Origin of the sequence: Glaciihabitans sp. UYNi722 (assembly GCF_040549465.1) — a bacterium.
GTDB lineage: Bacteria > Actinomycetota > Actinomycetes > Actinomycetales > Microbacteriaceae > Lacisediminihabitans.
Window position 1 is genome coordinate 166357 of the sequence record NZ_JBEPTL010000001.1, and the last position, 18412, is coordinate 184768.

Genomic DNA, 18412 nt, shown 5'->3' on the forward strand with positions numbered 1-18412 from the left:
ATCTGTGGATAAGCGACGACCGGGAAGAGCTGTGGACTAACCGATCGCCCTGAGCCATGCCTTGCGGGCTTCGAGCGCCTCCTCGGCGTCCTTCACCGTGGTGGCGTTGCCGCCGGTCTTCGCCTCGGCAAGCTCCTTCTCGAGTTTGGCGATGGCATCCTGCAGCTGGCCGGTGAGCCCTTCGGCACGCGCGATCCGTTCGGGGTTGCTCTTCTGCCAGTGGTCCTCGTCAAGCTTGCGCACGGCGGTCTCGACTTTGCGGAGCCGATCCTCGATCGTCTTGACCCTGTCGCGTGGCACCTTGCCGATAGCATCCCAGCGACGCTGGACCGAGAGCAGTGCGTCTTTGGCCTTGCCGCGGTCGGTTTCGGCGAGTAGCGGTTCGGCCTCGGTGAGCAGCGCGAGCTTGAGCTCCAGATTGGCGCTGAATTCTTCGTTCTCTTTGGCGTCGATCTCGGACTTGGCCGCGTAGAGGGCGTCGCCCGCCGTCTTGAACTTTGCCCAGAGTGCGTCGTCGAATTTCTTACCGGCGCGCCCGGCGTTCTTCCACTCGTCGAGCAGCGAGCGATAGGTCGGGATGCCATCCAGGCCCTTGGGGATCAGCGTTTCAGCCTTCTCCACCAGTTCCTGCTTCTTGTTGCGGGCATCTTTGTGTACCGAATCGAGTTCGGCGAAGAAGGCCTTGCGGTGCGTCTCGATCGTGGTGCGGGCTACGCGGAATCGCTTCCACAGGTCGTTGCTCTCGTTCTTCGGCAGGCGCGGGCCATCCTGCTGGTGCTTCTGCCAGCGCGCGAAGATGTCGTCGAGTGTGGCGCTCACCTGCTTCCACTGGGCCTTCGCCGGGTCCTGTGCCGCCAAGGTCTCCGCCTCGACGACCAGGGCTTCGCGCTCGGCCAGCGCGGCATCCGTCGCGGCTTTGGTCTCTGCGGTCTGCTTCTCGGTGAGTTCCCCGACGGCGCCATCGAGGGCATCAAGCCGCGTGACCAGAGACTGCAGGTCGCCGACCGCGTTGGCTGTGCTGACCGTGCCCTTGAGCGTGGTGATGGTCTTCGCCACATCGGCCGCCGCAGTGCCTCGCTTGATGCGCTGCTCGAGGAGCGTCACCTGGCCGGCGAGTTCAACATACTTACGCTCAAAGTAGGCCAGCGCCTCCTCCTGCGTGCCGTCCGGATACTGTCCGACGGCGCGTTCTGAATCGCCCTCGCGAACGAAGACGGTACCCGTCTCATCAACGCGGCCCCATGGAGCCTGATCGTTTGTCGCCAAAAGCCTCACCCTTGCTGCTCGGGCCATCTCGAGAAATGACCGGGCACCAGCCTATTGCACAGTCAGTTGGGTGATCTTCGTGGGAATGACCGGAGCGCCATCATTCGCGCTGTTCGCGCCGGGTGTGACACCTCCGGTGGCGATCGAGCTGATGAACTTGTCAAGGCCGCTCGTGACAGTGCCGAAGACGGTGTAGCCGCCGGTCGAGGAGTCAAGCGTGGTGTCGCCGTAGGTGATGAAGAACTGGCTGCTCTGGCCTGTAGGGATCGGTACCGCGCGCCATCGCGATCGTTCCTGCGGGGTAGATACCGCCACTCGGCACGTTTTCGAGCGGACCGAAACTGAATCCGACGTCGCCACTCCCCTTGCCATCCACCGAACCGCACTGGATCAGCTTGGCCGAGTCGCTATTGGTGAGACGGTGACAGGTGCTGCCGGTCGAAGTATAGAAGCCCTTCTGGGCCAGCGAGATGAAGACGGAGGAGGCCTGCGGTGCCTTCGCGCCATCCAACTGGATGCCGAGCTTGACGCTGTTGAGGTCGAGCTGACCCGTCCAGATGCGTCCTTGTGCGATTGCGGCGGATGGCACGTCTCCGACGTTCGATCCTTGTGCGGGTGCCGAGGCACTGGCCGACGGCGACGGCGACGGGGAGGCAGTTGGAGTGCCGGGGCCTGCGGTGAAGTAGAACACCTGGGTGAGCGTGGCAAGCGCTGCGACCACCACGACGCCGACGATGGCGATGATGTTGTCGCGCCGACGGCGGGTGACCTGGTGGGCGTGCACGGCCTGCCGGGCGTTGTAACGACGCAGGCGATCCCGCGCCTCACGTGCGTCGCGCTCGGCGTTTTTGCTCGGTGCCACGTGTGTCCTCCATCGGGCCTGCTGGAATGCCCCCATGCACTGTATCGGAAGGGGAGTTATCGGTCGTCGCAACTAGCATTGCCTTCATGGTGGATGCCCAGCTAGGCCTTCGTGGCGGTGCGACGCCCCTCGCGGTGAGGATGCGACCGCGCAGCCTTGACGAGGTGGCAGGCCAGAAGCATCTGCTCGGGCCTGGGTCGCCGCTCGTGAGTCTCGCCTCGGACAAGACGGGGGAGCAGGGCTCGGCATCCGTGATCCTGTGGGGCCCACCGGGCACCGGCAAGACAACGCTGGCACAGGCGATAGCCCACAGTTCCGGGCGCAAGTTCATCGAACTGTCGGCGGTGAACGCCGGGGTGAAGGATGTCCGCGAAGTCATGGAGGCCGCGATGTCGGCCCGTGACCTCTATGGCGTCTCCACAGTGCTCTTCCTCGACGAGATCCACCGGTTCTCCAAGGCCCAACAGGACGCTCTACTGCCCGGCGTCGAGAACGGCTGGGTCATCCTCGTCGCCGCGACGACCGAGAACCCGTCGTTCTCCATCATCTCGCCGCTGCTCTCGCGGTCGCTCCTGCTCACCCTCAACGTGCTTAGTGACGAGGATCTCGGGGTGCTCGTCGATCGGGCGGTCACCGACCCCCGCGGGCTGAACGACAAGGTGGTGCTCGAGCCTGACGCCCGAGCCGCGATCATCAGGTTGGCGTCCGGCGACGCACGACGGGCGCTCACCGCTCTCGAGGCCGGTGCACTGTCGGCAACGTCGACCGCCGGCGAGGAGAAGCCGGTGGTCACAGAAGACATCGTGGCGATGGCCGTCGACCGCGCACTGCTGCGCTACGACCGCAACGGTGACGAGCACTACGACGTGATCAGTGCCTTCATCAAATCTGTGCGTGGCTCCGACGTGGACGCCGCGCTGCACTATCTGGCCCGCATGATCGAAGCGGGCGAGGATCCGCGGTTCATCGCCCGCCGCGTGATGATCAGTGCCGCCGAAGACATCGGTATCGCCGACCCGCAGGCCCTGGTGATCGCCGTGGCCGCTGCGGATGCAGTGCAGTACGTCGGCATGCCAGAGGGGCGCATCCCGCTAGCAGAGGCCGTGGTCTATCTCGCCACCGCGCCAAAATCGAATGCCGCTTATATGGCCCTGGATGCCGCGATCGCCGACGTGCGCGCGGGCAAGATCGGTCGCGTGCCGAAGCACCTGCGTGACGCCCACTACGCCGGAGCGAAGAAGCTGGGGCACGGCAAGGGATATAGGTACTCCCACGATTCGGACCTCGGCGTGGTGAAACAGCAGTACCTGCCCGACGAACTGCTGTCCACGCGATACTACGAACCGACAGAACACGGCAACGAGCGGGACGTGAAGGCACGACTGGAGAAGCTGCGCCGCATCATCCGCGGCGAGTAATCGCCAATTCTGTTAGGATCTTCCGTGGTCGTGAGGTCTTTTCCCTCCGCCACACCCCTCTTCCCATTTGTTCGCGCTCACGCGCGAGCCCTTCCGATGCACATCCGTGTCGAGGGGCGAAGAGAATCGAAAGGAAATCGTGTCTACCAAGTCACGTACACGGAGCAAGACCCGCCTGTCGCGGGCGCTGGGCATTCCGCTCACCCCGAAAGCAGCCAAATACCTCGAGAAGCGCCCGTACCCTCCGGGGGAGCACGGCCGCACCAAGCGCAAGACCGACAGCGACTATGCCGTCCGTCTTCGTGAGAAGCAGCGTCTGCGTGCCCAGTACGGCATCCGCGAGGCCCAGCTGAAGATCCAGTTCGAAGAAGCACGTCGTGCCGCTGGCCTGACCGGTGAGAACCTGGTCGAGCAGCTCGAGATGCGTCTCGATGCCCTCATCGTTCGCGCAGCGTTCGCCCGCACCACGGCCCAGGCTCGCCAGCTGATCGTTCACCGCCACATCCTCGTGGATGGTCAGCGTGTCGACCGCCCATCCTTCCGCGTGAAGCCGGGCCAGCTGATCCACGTGCATGCCAAGAGCGAAGGCATGGAGCCGTTCCAGGTCGCAGCCGCCGGCGGTCACGCCGACGTCCTGCCGAAGACCCCCGGCTACCTCGAGGTCGAACTCGACAAGCTGCAGGCACGCCTGGTGCGTCGCCCGAAGCGCGCCGAGGTTCCGATCACCTGTGAAGTGCAGCTCGTCGTCGAGTACTACGCGGCTCGCTAAGCGTTTCGTTCGTCAGGAAGGGTTCCGGCTTGTGCCGGGGCCCTTCCTTCGATTAACGGGTTCGACTTGCCCAGTGGGTCCAATAGGGTTGGACAGTGCCTGAGCGGGCGCTCCCTAGTGATTGATGGGTGGATGACATGAGTGGTGGCGACATCGCCGGACTGATTGCGGCCGCGGTATTCGCCGTTCTCGTTGGACTTCTGGCTATCCCGTTGGTGAAACTCGGTCGCGTGTTCGACGAGACACGGGGCGCGATCCACGATCTCAGCACCAACGTCACGCCGCTGCTCGAAGAAGCCACCACGACGATCAGCGAGACCAACAAGCAGCTCGCGCGTGTCGACACGATCACGAAGGGCGTCGCAGAGGCGACCGGCAACATCACCTCTTTGATCGCCCTGTTCGCGGCGACCGTTGGTGGTCCACTGATCAAGCTCGCCGGTTTCTCGGCTGCCGTCCGCGCGGCTATGACCGGGCTGAAGCCCAAGGGGCGCACGAAGTAAGCTTGATTCTCAGACTTGGACTGCACCATCCGTTTCACACTCAGCAGGGAGTAACCAGATGAAGAAACTACTGTGGCTCATCGTCGGCGTCGGCGTCGGCTTCATCGCCGCACACCAGATCAACAAGACACCAGAGGGCCAGCGGTTCTTCGAGGATGTCGACCACCGCGCACGGGAATTCAGCGATGCCGTCGTGGACGGCTATAAGGCACGCGAGGCGGAGCTGCGCGCGGCCGTGGCAGACGCCGAGGATGTCATCGCCGACCTCCGTAGCAAGAAGTAGAACAACTCTTTCTCGGCCGGGCATCAACCCTGCCCTAATTCCAGGACACCATGCAGACTGCTGATATCCGTGCGCGCTGGCTCGACTTCTTCGGCGACCGCGGCCACACCGTAGTTCCCTCGGCGTCGCTCGTCAGTGACGATCCCACCCTGCTGTTTACAGTCGCCGGCATGGTGCCGTTCGTGCCCTACCTGACGGGTTTGGTGCCCGCACCCTATCCGCGCGCCACGAGTGTGCAGAAGTGTATCCGCACCCTCGATATCGAGGAGGTCGGGAAGACTCCGCGCCACGGCACCTTCTTCCAGATGAACGGCAACTTCTCGTTCGGCGACTACTTCAAAGAGGGAGCCATCACCTACGCATGGGAGCTCCTGACCACCTCGGAGTCCGACGGCGGATACGGCTTCGACGAGAAAGACCTCTGGGTCACGGTCTACGAGGAAGACGACGTCTCCTTCGATCTCTGGCGTCGCATCGCCGGCCTGCCCGAGTACCGCATCCAGCGTCTCGGCAAGGACGAGAACTACTGGTCGACCGGGCAACCGGGGCCCGCTGGGCCCGACTCGGAGATCTTCTTCGACCGCGGCCCGGCCTACGGAGCCGACGGTGGTCCGGCAACCGGCGACGACCGGTACGTCGAGATCTGGAACCTGGTCTTCATGCAGTACCTGCGTGGCGAGGGGACCGGTTACGACTTCCCGATCCTCGGCGACCTGCCGAAACAGAACATCGACACCGGTATGGGGCTAGAGCGGGTCGCCTTTCTCAAGCAGGGCGTCGAGAACATCTACGAGATCGATCAGATCCGCCCGGTACTCGATCGTGCGGCGGAGCTTTCAGGACGGCGTTACGGCGTCGACCAGGACGATGACGTGCGTATGCGCGTCGTCGCCGACCACGTCCGCTCCAGCCTGATGCTCATGTCGGACGGTGTCACGCCGTCGAATGAAGGGCGGGGCTACATCCTGCGACGCCTGCTGCGTCGTTCTGTGCGGTCCATGAGGCTTCTCGGCGTCGATGCGCCCACCTTCACCGAACTGTTCAGCGCATCGCGGGATGCGATGAAGGCGGCCTATCCGGAGGTGGAGAGCGACTTCACCCGCATCCACAATCTGGCGTTCAACGAGGAAGAGACGTTCCTCCGCACGCTCGCGAGCGGTACCAGCATCCTGGACCTCGCCGTCTCGAAGACCCAGGATGCCGGCGTGAAGCAGCTGGCGGGCGATACGGCCTTCCTGCTGCACGACACCTTCGGATTCCCGATCGACCTCACGCTGGAGATGGCCGAGGAGGCGGGGCTCACCGTCGACCGTGACGCCTTCAATTCCTTGATGCTCGATCAGCGCACGATGGCCAAGGCCGACGCCAAGGCCAAGAAGACCCTGCTGGCCGACCTGTCGGTCTACAGCGCCTTCCGTGCCAAGGGCGAGACGATCTTCACCGGCTACGACTACCTCGACACCGACACCACGGTGCTCGGTCTCATCGTCGACGGTGTCTCGGTGAGTAGCGCCGTGATCGGCGACATCGCCGAGGTGATCCTGGCCGAGACGTCGCTGTATCCGGAGTCCGGTGGGCAGGAAGCGGATGCCGGCAGCATCGTCGGCAACGGCTTCGACCTCGAGGTGCTCGACGTGCAGCGCCCGGTGAAGGGTCTCGTGAGTCACCGTGTGCGGGTGCGCTCCGGCGAGGTAGGAGTGGGAGATGCCGCGACCAGCGTCGTAGACAGTGAGTACCGTCGCGGCGCGACCCAGGCGCACTCGGCGACTCACCTCATCCATGCCGCTCTCCGTGAGGTTCTCGGCCCGGAGGCTCATCAGGCCGGTTCAGACAACCGCGCCGGCTACATGCGACTCGACTTCAACTGGAACAAGCCGCTCTCTGCCGCCACTCGAACCGAGATCGAAGGCATCGCTAACAACGCCGTCAGACAGAATCTCGAGGTCTCGACCCGCATCATGCCGCTCGATGACGCTCGAGCCCTCGGTGCGATGGCGTTGTTCGGCGAGAAATACGGCGACACCGTGCGGGTGGTCGAGATCGGTGGTCCGTGGTCGCTCGAACTCTGCGCGGGAACTCACGTGACTCGCAGCTCGGAGATCGGGCTCATCAACGTAATCAGCGAATCCTCTGTGGGTTCGAGCAACCGGCGCATCGAGTCGCTCGTCGGCATCGAGGCGTTCAACGATCTCACCACCGAGCGCGCCATCGTCAACGAACTGACATCCAATCTCAAGACGCCGCGAGAACAGCTGCCAGAGCGTATCTCCGAATTGCTCGCCAGCCTGAAAGCGGCGGAGAAACGCATCGCCGAATTCGAGTCTGCCGCGCTCGTCGAGCGTGTTCCGGCGCTGCTGGCTGAGATCGAGACAATCGGCGACCTGCGCGTGCTGATCAAGGATGTCGGAGCCCTGAAGTCCTCCGACGACCTCCGTTCGCTCGTGACCACCGTGCGCGGTCGAATCGGCACCGACGCAGCTGTCGTCGCTCTCGCGGCGAACGTGGGCGGTAAGCCCGCGGTGATCATCGGTACGAATGAGGCAGCGCGTCAGCACGGCGTGAAGGCTGGCCGGCTGGCCAAAGTCGCGGCCGGAGTTCTCGGTGGTGGAGGCGGTGGCAAGGATGACCTCGCCCAGGGTGGCGGTTCCGATCTCGGTGCGATTCCGGCGGCATTCGAAGCCATCTCCCGCTCGCTCTGGCCGTAGCAGTGCGGGTGGGCGTTCGTCTCGGCGTCGATGTGGGCAAGGTCCGCATCGGACTGGCTCGCAGCGACCCGTACGGCATGCTCGCAACTCCCGTGATGACGGTGCCGCGTGGTGACGGCGACGTTCGGATCATTCTCGAACACGCGGCGGAACTCGATGCGATCGAGGTCATCGTGGGTCTTCCTCTTGCCCTCTCAGGAACAGAGACGGCATCCACGCAGGATGCCCGCGCCTTCGCGAACAGGATCGCCTCCGCCACGCCGCTGCCAGTACGGATGGTGGATGAGCGGCTGTCGACGGTGTCCGCGCAGCGAGCGATGCAGGCATCCGGACGAAACACCAAACGCTCACGTCCTGTGATCGACCAGGTGGCCGCGGTTATAATTTTGCAGCACGCCCTCGATGTCGAGCGCTCTGGTGGAAACCCTCCGGGTGCGGTCGTCGAACCGGACGAAGGACAGTAACTCGTGGTAGATGATCCCAGCTGGGACGATATTTTCAACTCCCAGCCTCGTACGGGGGAGAATGCCGACCCGACTCCGGAACCCGCGCCGCAGTCCCGCCGCGAGGCGCGCGAACGCCAGCCGAAGCGCGTGCGCGAAGGACGCGTCGATGAGTACGGGCCTCCTCCGCAGAAGAAAAAGAAGCGCAGGCTCGGCTGGCTCTGGGTATTGCTGGTTTTCGTCGTCGTCCTCGGTGGTGCGGCCACCGCCGTCTGGTTCACTTTCGAACCGCAGATCAGGCACGTACTGGGCTGGGAAGACTCGAACGACTACGTCGGCAGTGGCTCTGGCAAGGTCATCGTCACGGTCAAGGACGGCCAGATCGGTGGCGACGTGGCCAAGACGCTGGCCGCCTCCGGTGTGACGAAGACCTATGACGCCTTCTACGGCCTGCTGCTCAAGACGCCGAGCGTGCAGTTCCAGCCCGGCAGCTATCAGCTGAAGAAGCAGATGAGTGCCAAGTCTGCTCTCGCTGCCATCACCGATCCCAAGAATAAGGTGTTGACCCGCGTGATCCTCCCGGAGGGCATCACAGTGAAGGGCGTCATCACCAGGCTCTCCGACATCAGCCAGAGCACCGGTGTCACCAGGGAACAGCTGGAGGCTGCCGCCGCCGACTATAAGTCGTTCGGGCTCCCGGCCGAAGCCCCGAGTCTCGAGGGCTATCTGTTTCCGGCCACTTACAATGTCAATCCGGGCCTGAGCGCCCACCAGATCCTTGACACCTTCGTCAAGGAGACGTTCAAGCGATTGGATGCCGCGGGCGTCGCGCCCGCGGACCGCCACCGTATCCTCACCCTCGCCGCCCTCACGCAGAAAGAGGGCGGAAGCACCGCCGACTTCCTCAAGGTCGCCAGGGTCTGGGACAACCGCATCGCCGACAAAATGAACCTGCAGTCGGATGCGACGGTGAGCTATGGCGTCGGAGGTACTACCCTCGAGACCACAGCCGCCCAGCGCGCCGACAAGAGCAACCCCTACAACACCTATGCCAACCCCGGGCTACCGGTCGGACCGATTTCGAACCCCGGTCAAGCGGCGATCGACGCGACCCTTCATCCGGCTGACGGCTCGTGGATCTACTTCGTGGTGGTCAACTGTTCGACCGGTGAGACCGCATTCTCCGACACGCTCGCCCAGCATGAGGCGGCAAACAAGCAGCTCGGGCAGTGGCAGAAGGAGCATCCGGGCGGCTGCAACTGATGCGGCTCGCGGTGCTCGGGCATCCGATCGCGCACTCCAAGTCTCCGGCCCTTCACGCCGCTGCCTACGCGGCGCTCGGATTGCCATGGGTCTACGAGGCGATTGATGTGACCTCGGATGCGTTGCCCGCCTTCATCGAGAGCAGGGATGCGGAATGGCGTGGCCTGTCCCTCACCATGCCACTCAAGCGCGACGTGATGCCGTTCCTCGGAGCAATGGATGAGTTCACGGAACTCACCGGCGGGGCGAACACCGTCTTGTTCGACACCGAACGCCGGATGCTGCACGGGTTCAACACCGATGTCTACGGTGTGACGGAGTCTTTTCGTGCCGCGGGGGTTCACAGTCTCTCCACCGTCCGACTGCTCGGCGGCGGAGCGACGGCGTCATCGGTGCTGGTGGCTGTCACACGGCTTGGCGCCCGTCGCGTCGTGATCGCCACCCGGGCTCCGGAGAAGCTCGGACCGCTCATCGCGCTGGCTGAGCAACTCGAACTCGAACTCGGCGACGAACCGCTGACGGCGATCGATCGTGATTTTGTGCCAGACGCTGTCGTGAGCACGCTGCCGAACGGTGTGGAAATCGACCTGGATCTCGGCGAGGAGTCCTACCGGAGGTCTGTGCTGTTCGACGTTGCTTACGAACCGTGGCCGACAGCCCTCGCCGCGAACTGGATCGCCACGGGAGGCACAGTCATCCGGGGACTGGAGATGCTGGCCCACCAGGCGCTCATCCAAGTGCGGATCTTCGTCAACGGGCATCCGGATACCGCTCTCGACGACGAGGCCGCCGTGTTCGCGGCGATGCGCGCGGCGGTCGACCTCCCGAACTGAATTCGGCGGCTCGGAGGCTGTGGGAGGATTCTTTACATGCTCCGATGGTTGACCGCAGGCGAATCGCACGGCCCGGAACTGGTGGCTATTCTCGAGGGGATGCCGGCCGGCGTGCCGGTGACCATGGGCGCGATCCAGGCCGACCTCTACCGCCGCACGCTCGGCTACGGACGCGGTGCACGGCAGAAGTTCGAGCAGGACGAGCTGACGATCAGCGGTGGTGTGCGCTTCGGTCTCACCATGGGCAGCCCGATTGCCCTGCGTATCGGCAACACCGAATGGCCACGGTGGGTGGAGGTGATGAGCGCCGCTCCGGTCGATCTCGACACCCTGCCCAAGGGTCGCGGAGCGGCACTGACCCGCCCCCGCCCAGGGCATGCCGACCTGGTAGGCATGCAGAAGTACGGCTTCGAGGAATCACGCAACGTCCTGGAGCGCGCGAGCGCCAGGGAGACGGCCGCGCGTGTGGCTCTCGGTGCGGTTGCACGATCGTTTCTCGCCGAACTCGGTATCGGCCTGGTGTCGCACACCCTGTCGATCGGATCGGTGCGTGTTCCGGCGGGTCGCGCGCTTCCCGGCCCCGCGGATGTCGCGGCTCTCGACACCGATCCGCTGCGCTGTTTCGACTCCGAGACCTCAGCGCTCATGGTGGCGGAGGTCGACAGGGCTCACGAGGACGGCGACACTCTCGGCGGGGTCGTAGAAGTTCTCGCCTACAACCTTCCGCCGGGACTCGGTTCTTACACCCACTGGGACCGCCGCCTCGACTCGCAGCTGGCTGCCGCCCTCATGGGCATCCAGGCCATCAAGGGCGTCGAGGTCGGCGACGGCTTCGCGACAGCCGCACGTCGAGGCTCCGAAGCACACGACGAACTGTTCAAGACCCACGACGGCATCGTGCGATCGAGCGACCGTGCCGGCGGCACCGAGGGTGGTATGAGCACCGGGACGGTGCTGCGAGTGAGCGCCGCCATGAAGCCGATCTCGACGGTTCCCCACGCGCTGCGCACCGTCGACATTGCGGGGGGTGGTGCCGCTGAGGCACACCACCAGCGTTCCGATGTCTGCGCGGTACCCGCCGCTGGCGTTGTGGCCGAAGCCATGGTCGCACTCGTGCTGGCGAATTCCGTGCTGGAGAAATTCGGTGGCGACTCGATCGTCGAGACGAAGCGCAACTTCGACGCGTACGTCGCGGCCATTCCCGAAAACCTGCGCACCGGATCGGTCTCCGATCCGCGCCTCGGCCGGTAACGCGTTCGCATGAGCCCTGCTCCGCATCTCGTTCTGATCGGTCCACCCGGCGCGGGGAAGACCCGACTCGGCAAGAAGGTCGCCCGCCTGATCGGCGCCGACTTCATCGACACCGATCGACGGATCGTGTCGACCCATGGACCGATCGCCGAGATCTTCGCGACCTACGGCGAAGCGCACTTTCGTCGTCTCGAACGGGCGGAGGTCACTCGTGCTCTCGCCGAACCCGCCGTGATCTCGCTGGGCGGAGGGGCCGTGCTCGACCCCGGTACGCAGGCCGATCTCGCGCTGCACCGCATCGCGCTCGTCACGGTGAGCCCCGAGGCCGTCGAGGCCCGGATCGCCGGATCCAGTCGTCCCCTCGTCGCGGGCGGAATCGACGCGTGGACCCGCCTCGTCGAGACGCGACGAGAAATCTACGAACGACTCGCAACCCGCACCTGGGATACGTCCCATCGACCGATCGACCAGATCGCCGCCGAGATGGCCGGCTGGGTCACGAAGGAAGAACGATGAGCACAACCACAATCACCGTGTCCGGCACGGAACCTTACGACGTACTCGTGGGCCGAGGCATCCTCGATCGGCTGCCTGAGTTGATCGGACCCAACGCTCAGAAGGTGCTGATCGTTCATCCGCCGACGCTCGGCGCCCGTGCTGCTGCGCTGCGCGAATCGCTGGTCGGAGACTACGAGGTGTTGCTGGCCGAGATCCCGGATGCCGAGGCGGGCAAACGGGTCGAGGTCGCCGCGTTCTGCTGGCAGGTCATGGGCCAGGCCGATTTCACCCGAACCGACGCCGTCGTCGGGTTCGGCGGGGGATCGGTGACCGACGTCGCCGGATTCGTCGCCGCGACCTGGCTGCGCGGCATCCGCCTGATCCAGCTGCCGACGACGCTTCTCGGCATGGTGGACGCCGCGATCGGCGGCAAGACCGGCATCAACACGGCGGAGGGCAAAAATCTCGTCGGAGCTTTTTACGCGCCGGCCGGGGTGATCGTCGATCTCGACACCCTGACCGGACTCAGCCAGATGGAGATCCTCGCGGGGTTCGGCGAGGTCGTGAAGTACGGTTTCATCGCCGAGCCCGAGATCCTGGACATCATCGAGCGGGACGTAGATGTCGCGACCGACTCGCAGAGCGAGGAGTTCCGTCGCATGGTGGAGCTCTCGATCCGCATCAAGGCGCGCGTGGTCGGTGAGGACTTCAGGGAGGCCGGACTGCGCGAGATCCTGAACTACGGTCACACGCTGGGGCACGCCGTCGAATATGCGGAGCGGTTCCAGTGGCGTCACGGTGCGGCCGTCGCGATCGGAATGGTCTACGCGGCGGAACTGGGTCGGCTCACCGGTCGACTTTCCGACGAGGTCGTCGATCGCCACCGCAGCATCCTCACCTCGCTGCAGCTGCCCATCGGTTACCCCGCTGGACGTTGGAGCACCCTGCTCTCCGTGATGAAGCGCGACAAGAAGGCTCGCGGCAGCATGCTGCGGTTCATCGTGCTCGACGACGTCGCGAAGCCGACCACTCTGACCGGCCCCGATGAGAGCCTGCTATTCGCCGCCTACCAGGAGATCGGCATCTGACCCCGTCGCTGCCGCACTGCTAGGTTCTTTGGATGAGTGATTCTCGTCCCGTGGTGTTGCTGACCGGCCTCGGACGTCGCATCGGCATCGCGGCCGGAATCGCCGAGCGACTGGCTGCCGACGGCTGGGATATCGCCTTCGTCTACTCCTCGCATTACGACGATCGAGCCAACGGTGGCGCGGGAGATATTGCTGAGATAGAAGGACGACTTCGTGAGCTGGGCGCCGAAGTGGTCGGGATCGATGCTGATCTCGGGAATGTCGAGGTGGCGGCATCCGCCCTCGATATCGCTGAGACCCTCGGGCGGGTGACCGCGCTGGTGCTCAGCCATGCCGAGAGCGTGAACTCCGGGATTCTCAGCACGACGGTGGAGAGCTTCGATCGCCACTTCGCGGTGAACGCCAGAGCCAGTTGGCTGTTGATCCGTGAATTCGCAGCGCGCTTCACCGGGGAGCGCGGCACCGGACGCGTCGTGGCCCTGACCAGTGACGCGATCACCGACGAGGTTCCCTATGGCGCCAGCAAGGGCGCTCTCGACAGGATTGTCTTCGCCGCTGCCCGCGAATTCGCCGAACTCGGCATCACCTCCAATGCCGTCAATCCCGGGCCAGTCGATACCGGCTGGATGACGGATGAGGTGCGTGGCTGGGTTCGCGATCGCACGCCGGCTGGCCGAGGTGGTCAGCCAGCCGACACGGCCTCTCTCGTCGCCTTCCTGCTGTCGGAGGACGGCCAGTGGATCAACGGCCAGCTGTTGAAGTCCGACGGCGGCTTCAGCGCGCCGGGATGACGACACCAAGGGCACGCGCCCCGCAGCGATAAGCTCAACAACCATGGCCAGCATCCTCGTTCTCAACGGTCCGAACCTCGGGCGTCTCGGCAGCCGGGAACCCGATGTCTACGGCAGCGGCACGCTCGCGGAACTCCGCGCAGAACTCGACCGCGAAGTCCCTTCCGACCACGTCATCGACCTGCGCCAGACGAATGACGAGGCCGAACTCATCGGCTGGCTCTACGAGGCCGTCGACACCGCGAGTCCGGTGATCCTGAACCCAGCCGCTTTCACGCACTACTCCTACGCGCTTCGGGATGCCGCGGCTCTCGTCACCAAGGCCGGCCTGATCCTCGTGGAGGTGCATCTCTCCAACCCGCACGCGCGCGAGGAGTTCCGGCACACCAGCGTCATCTCCGGCGTCGCCACCGGCGTGATTGCCGGCTTCGGTTTCGACTCATACCTGCTGGCCCTTGACCTCATTAAGAGACGGTCCTAGCCTCGTTGTGCCTTCGGGGTGGGCTGAGCCGGTAAACTCGAGGCTTCGGCGCCGTCGCGCCCGCCTACCTCCCTTCCAGAACGGATTTCTACAGCCATGGCTTCAACCGCTGATATCAGGAACGGCGTCGTTCTCAACATGGACGGCCAGCTCTGGACCGTCATCGAATTCCAGCACGTCAAGCCGGGCAAGGGTGGCGCATTCGTGCGCACCAAGGTGAAGAACGTCATGAGCGGCAAGGTCGTGGACCGCACATTCAACGCCGGTGCCAAGATCGAAACCGAGACCGTCGACCGCCGCGATTTCCAGTACCTGTATAAGGACGGCGACGGCTTCGTGTTCATGGACACCGCCGATTACAACCAGATCACCCTCACCGAGGCCCAGGTCGGCGACGCCGCCAACTTCATGCTCGAGAACCAGTCGGTCACTGTAGCGCTGCACAACGATGCGCCGCTCTATGTCGAGCTGCCGGCATCCGTCATCCTCGAAATCACCTACACCGAGCCCGGCCTGCAGGGCGACCGCTCCACCGGCGGAACCAAGCCCGCGACCGTCGAAACCGGCTACCAGATCCAGGTTCCGCTGTTTCTCGAGCAGGGCACAAAGGTCAAAGTCGACACGCGTGACGGTTCATACCTCGGTCGCGTCAACTAGTCGATGAGTGCTCGCACCAAGGCTCGTAAGCGCGCAATCGACCTGCTCTACGGGGCGGATCTGCGCGAGATCTCCCTCAACGCCGCCATTGCCCTCGAGGCCGAGCGGGCTCTGAAGGAACCGACGCGTTCGGCGTCCTGGGCCTACGCCCGCACCATCGTCGAGGGCATCGCCGAGCACGGCGACGAGATCGACGAGCTGATCGAGACCTACGCCCAGGGCTGGACCATCAACCGCATGCCGGTTCTCGACCGCGCGATCGTGCGCATCGGTATCTGGGAGGTCATGTTCAACGACGAGGTCCCGGATGCGGTGGCCATTTCCGAGGCCGTCGAGGCTGCGAAGGAACTCAGCACGGAGGACTCCGGCAGTTTCGTCAACGGCCTGCTCGGTCGTATCGCCCAGACCAGGGTCTGACCGTACTCGGCGAGATTGTTGCGGAACATGTCGCCGCATTACGTTCCAGTTCGCAGGTAGCTGTGCGCTGCCCGTAACTTCGGTATATGCCCGCAACCCTGACGACTACGAGCGCGCCCGCGCTTTCGGTCTCACTGCGCGGTGTGAGCCGCAGCTTCGCGGCCGAGGGGCGCGACACCGAACCTCGCAGGGTGCTGCGCGATGTGAACCTGGAGATCGCGCCGGGGGAGATCATCGCCCTCATCGGGCCGTCCGGATGCGGCAAATCCACTCTTCTACGCCAAATCAGCGGCCTCGACTCTCCTGACCTCGGCGACCTCCGCATCGATGGCAGGGAGCTCGTCGGACTTGACCAGCGCTGCGCGATCGCCTTCCAGGAGCCGCGCCTGCTGCCGTGGCGCAGTATCGCCCGCAACATCGAACTCGGGCTTCCCCGCGGCACCGCACGGGCGACAGGGCGCGCACGAGTCGACGAACTGCTGCGTCTGGTACAACTCGCCGAGGCGAGCCAGTTGCGCCCGCGACAGGTATCGGGCGGAATGGCTCAGCGTGCCGCTCTCGCCAGGGCACTCGCCCGGGGCCCGGGGGTTCTCGTTCTCGATGAGCCGTTCGGAGCCCTGGATGCACTGACCAGACTCACGATGCAGGATCTGCTGCTCGACATCCACTCGCTCGAGCCTGCCACGATCATCCTGGTCACCCACGATGTGGACGAGGCGCTCTACCTGTCCGATCGAGTCGTGCTGCTCGGCCAGGAGGCAGGAGCCGAGCCGAACAGCGGCTCGGGCATCCGCAGGATCATCCGGGTACCCGGCGATCGACCGCGCGACCGTTCCGACCAGGCACTCGCAGAGCTTCGGGTCGAGCTGTTGGACGGTCTCGGCGTCTCCAGCCACCACGCGCCTTCATCACACACCCATTCACAGTAGAAGAGTTAGGGACTTTCAGCATGAGGAGACAGATCATCGGCATCGCCGCTGTCGTTACGGCGGCGGCCATGCTGTTGGCCGGTTGCGCACAGGGGGAGGGTTCCGCCCTCCAGGCAAAGCCAGTGCAGAAGGCGGCTGACGGCTGGAGCTCGGACGTACTCAACATCGATTTCGCCACCTACAACCCGCTGAGCCTGATCATCAAGAACCAGGGATGGCTCGAGAAGGAATTCGGCGACAAGGTCAAGGTCAACTGGATCCAGTCGGCCGGGTCGAGCGCGGCCAACCAGGCGCTGCTCGCCGGTGCCGTCGACGTGGGCTCCACCGCGGGTTCCGCCGCCTTGCTTGCACGGTCGAACGGTTCGCCGATCAAGACCATCGACGTCTATTCGCAGCCTGACTGGTCGGCGCTCCTTGTACCAGCTGACTCCTCGATCACGTCTGTCAAAGACCTCGCGGGCAAGTCGGTAGCAGCGGCCAAAGGTACCGATCCCTATTTCTTCCTGCTGCAATCCCTCGCCAAGGCGGGCGTGCCGCTGTCCGCGGTCACAGTACAGAACCTCGCCCACGCCGACGGCAAGACCGCCCTCGAGGGCGGTTCGGTCGATGCATGGTCGGGTCTCGATCCGCTGCTCTCGAGCAGTGTCGTGAACGCCGGTTCGAAGATCATCTACGACAACCCCTCCTTCAACAGCTACGGCTTTCTCAACGCCACCGAGAGCTTCCTCGCCAAGTCGCCCGACCTCGCCCAGGTCGTGGTCGACGCCTATGAGAAGGCCCGTGCTTATGCCCTGAAGAATCCGGACAAGGATGCCCAAATCCTCGCCGACGTCGCAGGCATCGACCCGAAGATCGCGGCATCCGTGATCAAGGACCGCACGAAACTGGACATCGATCCCGCGCCAGGAGCCACCCAGACCAAGGTGCTCAAGGTGATCGGTCCGATCTTCGTGGACTCAGGCGACGTCGCCAACCAGGGGCTCATCGACGACGCGCTGAAGAGCCTCTATGACACGACCTACGTCACGAAGGCCGATCCTTCGGCTCTCAAATAGCCAACCAGGACACCGTGTCGAACCAGACAGAACGGATTGCTGAGGGCTCGGGTAACGGGTCCTCAGCGACGCTCGTGCAGTATGCGTCGAGCTACGGGTATTCCGCTGCAGGCACGGCGACCGGCACGCCTGCCCAGCAACGCGGGCGCCCACGCTGGTTCACGGTGCTGTGGGGCGCAGTCCTGCCGCTGCTGCTGTTGATCGCGTGGCAGCTGCTGTCCACCTCGGGCCTGATTCCGGCCTATCGACTGCCGTCCCCGACCTCGGTGTTTCTCGCGGGCGTCGACCTCGCCCAGCGTGGACTGCTCTGGAACGACGTCGCGATCTCCACCCAGCGCGTTATTCTCGGCTTCGTCTTCGGATCGATCGTGGGACTCGTCGTCGGAGCGATCATCGGCCTCTCCCGCTGGGCGAGCCTGCTGGTGTCGCCGACCGTCGGAGCTTTCCGTGCGGTGCCTTCGCTTGCCTGGGTGCCGCTGTTGATCCTGTACCTCGGGATCAACGAGGACTCGAAGGTGCTGCTGATCACGATCGGTGCGTTCTTCCCTGTCTATACGACAGTCGCCGGTGCACTGCGTCACGTTGATGCGCACCTCGTGGAGGTCGGACGCGCCTACGGGCTCAAGCGCCTCAGCCTGCTGCTCACGGTGCAACTCCCGGCGATCGTGCCGACGGTGGTCTCCGGCCTGCGGCTGGCACTCGCGCAGGCCTGGCTGTTTCTGGTCGCGGCCGAGCTGATCGCGTCATCCATCGGTCTCGGCTTCCTGCTCAAGGATTCGCAGGACAACGGGCGCATCGACAGGCTGTTCGTCGCCATCGTGCTGCTCGCCGTTCTTGGCAAGCTGACGGATGCCGTGATCGGCCTGCTCGAGCGCTTCCTGTTGCGCCGCTGGAGCTGAC

21 protein-coding genes are annotated in these 18412 nt (G+C 64.6%); 18 read left to right on the forward strand and 3 right to left on the reverse strand.

Annotated elements, in window-relative coordinates:
* Positions 1-36 precede the first annotated feature (36 nt).
* The 3 genes from ABIB56_RS00805 to ABIB56_RS00815 are packed head-to-tail and all read right to left on the reverse strand — an operon-like array spanning position 37 to position 2128.
* Complete coding sequence (locus tag ABIB56_RS00805) at positions 37-1266, reverse strand: DUF349 domain-containing protein (RefSeq protein ID WP_354566830.1); 1230 nt, start codon at positions 1264-1266, stop codon at positions 37-39.
* Positions 1267-1317: 51 nt separating this feature from the next.
* Positions 1318-1581, reverse strand: a complete 264-nt coding sequence (locus ABIB56_RS00810; RefSeq protein ID WP_354566831.1) for a peptidylprolyl isomerase — start codon at positions 1579-1581, stop codon at positions 1318-1320.
* Entirely contained in the window at positions 1478-2128 is a 651-nt protein-coding gene (locus ABIB56_RS00815; protein WP_354566832.1) for a peptidylprolyl isomerase, read from the reverse strand. The genes ABIB56_RS00810 and ABIB56_RS00815 overlap by 104 nt, the downstream gene beginning before the upstream one ends.
* A gap of 86 nt (positions 2129-2214) precedes the next feature.
* On the opposite strand from ABIB56_RS00815, the gene ABIB56_RS00820 reads away from it, so the two are divergent.
* The 18 genes from ABIB56_RS00820 to ABIB56_RS00905 all read left to right on the forward strand — a co-directional run bounded on the left by ABIB56_RS00820 (position 2215) and on the right by ABIB56_RS00905 (position 18411).
* On the forward strand, positions 2215-3546 hold the full coding sequence (locus tag ABIB56_RS00820) for a replication-associated recombination protein A (RefSeq protein WP_354566834.1): 1332 nt from the start codon (positions 2215-2217) through the stop codon (positions 3544-3546).
* A 139-nt stretch (positions 3547-3685) separates the two neighbouring features.
* Complete coding sequence (gene rpsD, locus ABIB56_RS00825) at positions 3686-4315, forward strand: 30S ribosomal protein S4 (RefSeq protein WP_354566835.1); 630 nt, start codon at positions 3686-3688, stop codon at positions 4313-4315.
* 137 nt (positions 4316-4452) lie between these two features.
* A complete protein-coding gene (locus ABIB56_RS00830; protein ID WP_354567001.1) occupies positions 4453-4818 on the forward strand; it encodes a DUF948 domain-containing protein in 366 nt (121 codons plus the stop codon).
* 58 nt (positions 4819-4876) lie between these two features.
* The gene (locus ABIB56_RS00835; RefSeq protein ID WP_354566836.1) at positions 4877-5101 is read left to right on the forward strand and encodes a hypothetical protein; all 225 of its coding nucleotides are present in this window, start codon (positions 4877-4879) and stop codon (positions 5099-5101) included.
* A gap of 50 nt (positions 5102-5151) precedes the next feature.
* Positions 5152-7806 (forward strand): alanine--tRNA ligase, encoded by a 2655-nt coding sequence (gene alaS, locus ABIB56_RS00840; RefSeq protein WP_354566837.1) that lies wholly within the window; start codon positions 5152-5154, stop codon positions 7804-7806.
* Between the two features lie 2 nt (positions 7807-7808).
* On the forward strand, positions 7809-8270 hold the full coding sequence (gene ruvX / locus ABIB56_RS00845) for a Holliday junction resolvase RuvX (RefSeq protein ID WP_354566838.1): 462 nt from the start codon (positions 7809-7811) through the stop codon (positions 8268-8270).
* Between the two features lie 3 nt (positions 8271-8273).
* Positions 8274-9512 carry an endolytic transglycosylase MltG gene (gene mltG / locus ABIB56_RS00850; RefSeq protein ID WP_354566839.1) on the forward strand — a complete coding sequence of 413 codons (1239 nt, stop codon included), beginning with the start codon at positions 8274-8276 and terminating at the stop codon, positions 9510-9512.
* Positions 9479-10345 (forward strand): shikimate dehydrogenase family protein, encoded by an 867-nt coding sequence (locus ABIB56_RS00855; RefSeq protein WP_354566840.1) that lies wholly within the window; start codon positions 9479-9481, stop codon positions 10343-10345. Before mltG ends, ABIB56_RS00855 begins: the two co-directional genes overlap by 34 nt.
* Before the next feature lie 36 nt (positions 10346-10381).
* Entirely contained in the window at positions 10382-11596 is a 1215-nt protein-coding gene (gene aroC / locus ABIB56_RS00860; protein WP_354566841.1) for a chorismate synthase, read from the forward strand.
* A 9-nt stretch (positions 11597-11605) separates the two neighbouring features.
* Entirely contained in the window at positions 11606-12112 is a 507-nt protein-coding gene (locus ABIB56_RS00865; RefSeq protein ID WP_354566842.1) for a shikimate kinase, read from the forward strand.
* Positions 12109-13182 carry a 3-dehydroquinate synthase gene (gene aroB, locus ABIB56_RS00870; protein WP_354566843.1) on the forward strand — a complete coding sequence of 358 codons (1074 nt, stop codon included), beginning with the start codon at positions 12109-12111 and terminating at the stop codon, positions 13180-13182. The genes ABIB56_RS00865 and aroB overlap by 4 nt, the downstream gene beginning before the upstream one ends.
* Before the next feature lie 32 nt (positions 13183-13214).
* Positions 13215-13973: an SDR family oxidoreductase gene (locus ABIB56_RS00875; protein WP_354566844.1), complete on the forward strand. Its 759-nt coding sequence runs from the start codon at positions 13215-13217 to the stop codon at positions 13971-13973.
* Between the two features lie 43 nt (positions 13974-14016).
* Positions 14017-14454 carry a type II 3-dehydroquinate dehydratase gene (locus tag ABIB56_RS00880; protein ID WP_354566846.1) on the forward strand — a complete coding sequence of 146 codons (438 nt, stop codon included), beginning with the start codon at positions 14017-14019 and terminating at the stop codon, positions 14452-14454.
* 96 nt (positions 14455-14550) lie between these two features.
* Entirely contained in the window at positions 14551-15111 is a 561-nt protein-coding gene (gene efp / locus ABIB56_RS00885; protein ID WP_354566847.1) for an elongation factor P, read from the forward strand.
* A gap of 3 nt (positions 15112-15114) precedes the next feature.
* Entirely contained in the window at positions 15115-15528 is a 414-nt protein-coding gene (gene nusB, locus ABIB56_RS00890; RefSeq protein WP_354566848.1) for a transcription antitermination factor NusB, read from the forward strand.
* 86 nt (positions 15529-15614) lie between these two features.
* The gene (locus tag ABIB56_RS00895; protein ID WP_354566849.1) at positions 15615-16457 is read left to right on the forward strand and encodes an ABC transporter ATP-binding protein; all 843 of its coding nucleotides are present in this window, start codon (positions 15615-15617) and stop codon (positions 16455-16457) included.
* A gap of 20 nt (positions 16458-16477) precedes the next feature.
* On the forward strand, positions 16478-17512 hold the full coding sequence (locus ABIB56_RS00900) for an aliphatic sulfonate ABC transporter substrate-binding protein (RefSeq protein ID WP_354566850.1): 1035 nt from the start codon (positions 16478-16480) through the stop codon (positions 17510-17512).
* Positions 17513-17676: 164 nt separating this feature from the next.
* Positions 17677-18411: an ABC transporter permease gene (locus ABIB56_RS00905; RefSeq protein WP_502917524.1), complete on the forward strand. Its 735-nt coding sequence runs from the start codon at positions 17677-17679 to the stop codon at positions 18409-18411.
* Position 18412 lies beyond the last annotated feature (1 nt).